The organism is Stenotrophomonas sp. PS02289 (genome assembly GCF_029960115.1).
Lineage (GTDB): Bacteria > Pseudomonadota > Gammaproteobacteria > Xanthomonadales > Xanthomonadaceae > Stenotrophomonas.
On record NZ_JASCOZ010000246.1, the window covers coordinates 1 to 4,705 of the forward strand.

The 4,705-nt window shown below is 67.7% G+C and carries 5 protein-coding genes; all 5 read left to right on the forward strand.

Annotated elements, in window-relative coordinates; translation table 11 throughout:
• The first annotated feature begins 292 nt into the window (after positions 1–292).
• From lpxD to QMX83_RS20260, 5 genes are read left to right on the forward strand one after another with little or no spacing between them, the layout of a single operon-like run.
• Positions 293–1,315: a UDP-3-O-(3-hydroxymyristoyl)glucosamine N-acyltransferase gene (gene lpxD / locus QMX83_RS20240; RefSeq protein ID WP_282298431.1), complete on the forward strand. Its 1,023-nt coding sequence runs from the start codon at positions 293–295 to the stop codon at positions 1,313–1,315.
• Complete coding sequence (gene fabZ / locus QMX83_RS20245) at positions 1,312–1,767, forward strand: 3-hydroxyacyl-ACP dehydratase FabZ (protein ID WP_125362283.1); 456 nt, start codon at positions 1,312–1,314, stop codon at positions 1,765–1,767. The genes lpxD and fabZ overlap by 4 nt, the downstream gene beginning before the upstream one ends.
• 19 nt (positions 1,768–1,786) lie before the next feature.
• Positions 1,787–2,578 carry an acyl-ACP--UDP-N-acetylglucosamine O-acyltransferase gene (gene lpxA / locus QMX83_RS20250; protein ID WP_282298432.1) on the forward strand — a complete coding sequence of 264 codons (792 nt, stop codon included), beginning with the start codon at positions 1,787–1,789 and terminating at the stop codon, positions 2,576–2,578.
• Positions 2,575–3,849, forward strand: a complete 1,275-nt coding sequence (gene lpxB, locus QMX83_RS20255) for a lipid-A-disaccharide synthase (protein ID WP_282298433.1) — start codon at positions 2,575–2,577, stop codon at positions 3,847–3,849. The genes lpxA and lpxB overlap by 4 nt, the downstream gene beginning before the upstream one ends.
• Entirely contained in the window at positions 3,846–4,499 is a 654-nt protein-coding gene (locus QMX83_RS20260; RefSeq protein ID WP_282298434.1) for a ribonuclease HII, read from the forward strand. Before lpxB ends, QMX83_RS20260 begins: the two co-directional genes overlap by 4 nt.
• Positions 4,500–4,705: the final 206 nt, after the last annotated feature.

Here is a 4,705-nt window from a genome sequence, read left to right on the forward strand (position 1 = left end):
GGGCGACGGCGTTCTTCCGTGCGGGGAGGCGCGAGTTTGATTTCCGGTGGCCACCGATGGTCTATCGGGACGGGTCGGGGTGGGCTGGAGGGGGCGTGAGCCGCATGGATGCGGCGATCGAGCTTACATGGACGTACTTGCAGCGTCCCCCGGAACGCCCGCCCCGGGCCGCCAAGCCAGGGAACCCGTGAACCGAGGGTTGTTCGCCCCAATCCCACCGCAGCCGGGCAGCGCCCGGCGTCACGTAAACCGCCAACATGACCGAAGTCACGGCACACGGTAAACTTCCGGCGTGAATACTCCTACCTATACCGCCCAGCAACTCGCCGAGCAGTTTGGCCTTCAGGTCCATGGCAACGGTGCCATCGCCATTCAGGGCGTGGCCACGCTGGCCCATGCCGGCCCCGGCCAGCTGACCTTCCTGGCCAATCCGCGCTACCGCAGCCAGCTGGCCGACAGCCAGGCCGGCATCGTGGTGCTGCGCGCCGACGACGCCGAGGCCGCCCCCGGCACCGCCCTGATCGCGAAGGACCCGTACACCACCTTCGCCAAGATCGCCGCGCTGTTCGACATCGCACCGCTGCGCGAACCCGGCATCCACCCCAGCGCCATCATCGACCCCGCTGCCCAGGTCGCCGCCAGCGCCCATATCGGCCCGTTCGTCACCATCGGTGCCCGCAGCGTGGTTGGCGAGAACTGCATCGTCGGCCCCGGCAGCGTCATCGGCGAAGACTGCACCCTCGACACCGGCTGCGAACTGATCGCCCGGGTCACCCTGGTCACTCGCGTGAAGCTAGGCAAGCGCGTGCGCGTCCACCCCGGTGCCGTGCTTGGTGCCGACGGCTTCGGCCTGGCCATGGATGCCGGCAGCTGGATCAAGGTGCCCCAGCTCGGCGGCGTGCGTATCGGCGACGACTGCGAGATCGGGGCCAATACCTGCGTTGACCGCGGCGCGCTCGAAGACACCGTGCTGGACAACGACGTGCGCCTGGACAACCTCGTCCAGATCGCCCACAACGTCCAGATCGGCGCACACTCGGCCATCGCCGGCTGCACCGGCATCGCCGGCAGCGCCAAGATCGGCCGTTACTGCCTGCTCGGCGGCGCCGTCGGCGTCGTCGGCCATCTGGAAATCTGCGACAAGGTCGTCATCACCGGTAAATCGGTGGTGCGCAACTCCATCACCGAGCCGGGCGAGTATTCTTCCGGCACCCCATTGACCGACAACCGCACGTGGCGCAAGAACGCCGCGCGCTTCAAGCAGCTTGATGCCCTGGCCCGTCGCATCCTGTCTGTGAGCAAGGAGAAGGAATGAGCCACGAACAGAAGCTGCCGGACATCACCCAGATCCAGGCATTGATCCCGCATCGCTACCCGTTCCTGCTGGTGGACAAGGTGCTCTCGATTGACTACGAGAAGCGCACCATCGTCGCCACCAAGAACGTGAGCATCAACGAGCCGTTCTTCCAGGGCCACTTCCCCGGCCAGCCGATCATGCCCGGCGTGCTGATCATCGAAGCCATGGCCCAGGCCGGCGGCGTGCTGACCCAGCTGACCCTGGGCCGTGATGCGCAGTCCAAGCTGTTCTACATGGTGAAGGTCGACAAGGCCCGTTTCAGCCGCCAGGTCGTGCCGGGCGACGTGCTGGAAATGCATGTGGAAATCAAGCGCGTGATCCGCAACATGGCGGTGTACGACTGCGTGGCCAAGGTCGACGGCGAAGTTGTCGCCTGCGCCGAAGTGCTGTGCGCCGGCACCCGCGAATGATCCTGGCAGGAGACCTGCAATGACCGACAACGCTCCCCTCATCCACCCCACCGCGGTCATTGACCCGTCGGCGACGTTGGCTGCGGATGTGCGCGTCGGTGCGTTCTGCCTGATCGGTGCCGACGTCGTCATTGGCGAAGGCACCGAGATCGGACCGCACTGCTCGATCCACGGCCCGACCCGGATCGGTCGCAACAACCGCTTCATCGGCCATGTGGCCGTCGGCGGCGAGCCGCAGGACAAGAAGTACGCCGGCGAGCGTACCGAACTGGTGATCGGCGACGACAACGTGTTCCGCGAATTCGTCACCCTCAACCGGGGTACCGGCGGCGGTGGCGGCATCACCACGATCGGCAACGGCAACTGGATGCTGGCCTACACGCACGTGGCGCACGACTGCCACGTCGGCAACAACTGCGTGTTCTCCAACAACACCACCCTCGCCGGCCATGTCACCGTGGGCGACTACGTGATCATCAGCGGCTTCGCCGGTGCGCACCAGTTCTGCCGGATCGGCGCACATGCCTTCCTCGGCATGGGTGCACTGACCAACGGCGACGTGCCGCCCTTCACCATGGTCGGCAGCGATTCGCTGGGCCGTCCGCGCGGCATCAACAGCGAAGGCCTCAAGCGCCGCGGCTTCGACGCCGAGCGCATCGCCAGCATCAAGCGCGCGTACCGCACGCTGTATGTGGCCGGCCTTCCGCTGGCCGACGCCAAGGTGCAGCTGGCCGAACAGGCCAAGTCCAGCAGCGACGTCAAGGACCTGCTCGACTTCATCGAGCAGGCCGAGAGGCCGCTGCTGCGATGACCGGCAGCGGCGGGCACGTTGCCACCGTGGTCACCCTCGGATCGGCTCCGCTGACCGCGGTGGCCGATGCGCTGCCCGGTCCGGTGACCGGCTCGGGCCGGCCCCTGCGGATCGCACTGGTGGCCGGCGAAGCGTCGGGCGACCTGCTCGGTGCCGGGCTGATCCGCGAGCTGGCGCAGCGCTTCCCGAACGCCGAGTTTGCCGGCATCGGCGGCGATGCCATGCGCAACGCCGGCTGCCTGACCTGGTTCGACAGCAGCGAACTGGCGGTGATGGGGCTGACCGAGGTGCTGCGCCACCTGCCGCGGCTGCTGAAGCTGCGCAAGGAGTTCCGCACCCGCGTGCTGGACTGGCAGCCAGACGTGTTCATCGGCATCGACGCGCCGGACTTCAACCTGGGCGTGGAGCGCTGGTTGAAGGAACGCGGCATCCGCACCGTGCATTACGTCAGTCCATCGGTCTGGGCGTGGCGCGAAAAGCGCGCCGAGAAGATCGGTGCGAGCGCGGACCTGGTGCTGTGCCTGTTCCCGATGGAACCGCCGATCTATGCGAAGCATGGCATCGACGCACGCTTTGTCGGCCATCCGATGGCCGACGACATCCCGCTGCACAGCGACCGCGAAGCGGCACGCGTGGCGCTGGGCCTGCCCTCCAACGCCAAAGTGCTGGCGGTGCTCCCCGGCAGCCGCCTGGGCGAAATCAGCAAGCTGGGCCAGGCGTTCTTCGAGGCGGCCTGGCAGGTCTCCGAACGCATTCCCGGGCTGCACGTGGTGGTGCCGGCGGCGAACCCGGCCTGTCGTCGCCTGATCACCGAGCAGCTGTCGCGCTCGGCGTTGCCGGTGGCGTATTCGCATGTGCTGGATGGTGAAGCACGCACCGCGATGATCGCCGCCGACGTGGTGGTGCTGGCCTCTGGCACGGCCACGCTGGAAGCGATGCTGGTGAAGCGTCCGATGGTGGTGGGCTACCGCGTGGCGGAGCTGACCTACCGGATCGTGAAGGCGCTGGGCCTGATCAAGGTGGACCGTTTCGCGCTGCCGAACATTCTGGCGGGCAAGGACCTGGCTCCGGAACTGATCCAGCACGACTGCGTGCCGGACCAGCTGGCGGCGGCAATCCTGCAGTGGTTTGACCACCCGCAGCGCGGCGTGGACATCCAGCCGACCTACCAGAAACTGCATCAGCAGCTGCGCCAGGATGCATCGGCACGTGCGGCCGATGCGGTGGCGGAACTGCTGAACCGCCCGGCGCAGGGTGGCGCGGCGGCATGAGCCGTCGTCATGCCGCAGAGGCATCGCTGGCACTGTTCGACGGTGCAGCGCTGGCCACGGTCGCGCCGCGCTATGTCGCGGGCGTGGATGAAGCCGGCCGAGGTCCGCTGGCGGGCCCGGTGGCGGTGGCGGCCGTGGTGTTCTGCCCGGACCGTCCACGCCTGAACGGGCTGGACGATTCGAAGCAGCTGACCGCGCTGCGCCGCGACGCGCTGTTCGACAAGATCCAGCAGCGTGCGTTGGCCTTCCACATCGTGATGGTGGACGTGGATGAGATCGACACGCTGAACATCTTCCAGGCGACGATGGCGGGCATGCGGCGCGCGGTGGAAGGCGTGGCGCACGTCGCCCAGTTCGCGCGCATCGACGGCAACAAGATTCCCAAGGGCCTGCCCTGCCCGGCCGAGGCCCTGGTCGGCGGCGACGCCCTGGACCGCGCGATCATGGCCGCTTCGATCCTGGCCAAGGTCAGTCGCGACCGCTACATGCAGCAGTTGCACGAGCAGCACCCGCACTACGGTTTCGACCAGCACAAAGGCTACGGCACCCCCGCCCACCTGGCCGCCCTGCGCCAGCACGGCCCCTGCCCCGCCCACCGCCGCAGCTTCGCCCCGGTCCGCGACTGCCTTTCTCCCGCGCTAACTGCCTGATACTGCAACCATCGCGCGCCGCCGGGCGTTGCCCGGCTGCTGTTGGTTTTGGGCGAACAACCGGTGGTTCACGGTGACCCTGGGTTGGCGGATCAGGATGGGCGTTCCGGGGGACGCTGCAAGTACGTCCATGTAAGCTCGATCGCCGCATCCATGCGGCTCACGCCCCCTCCAGCCCACCCCGACCCGCCACGACAGTGCATCGG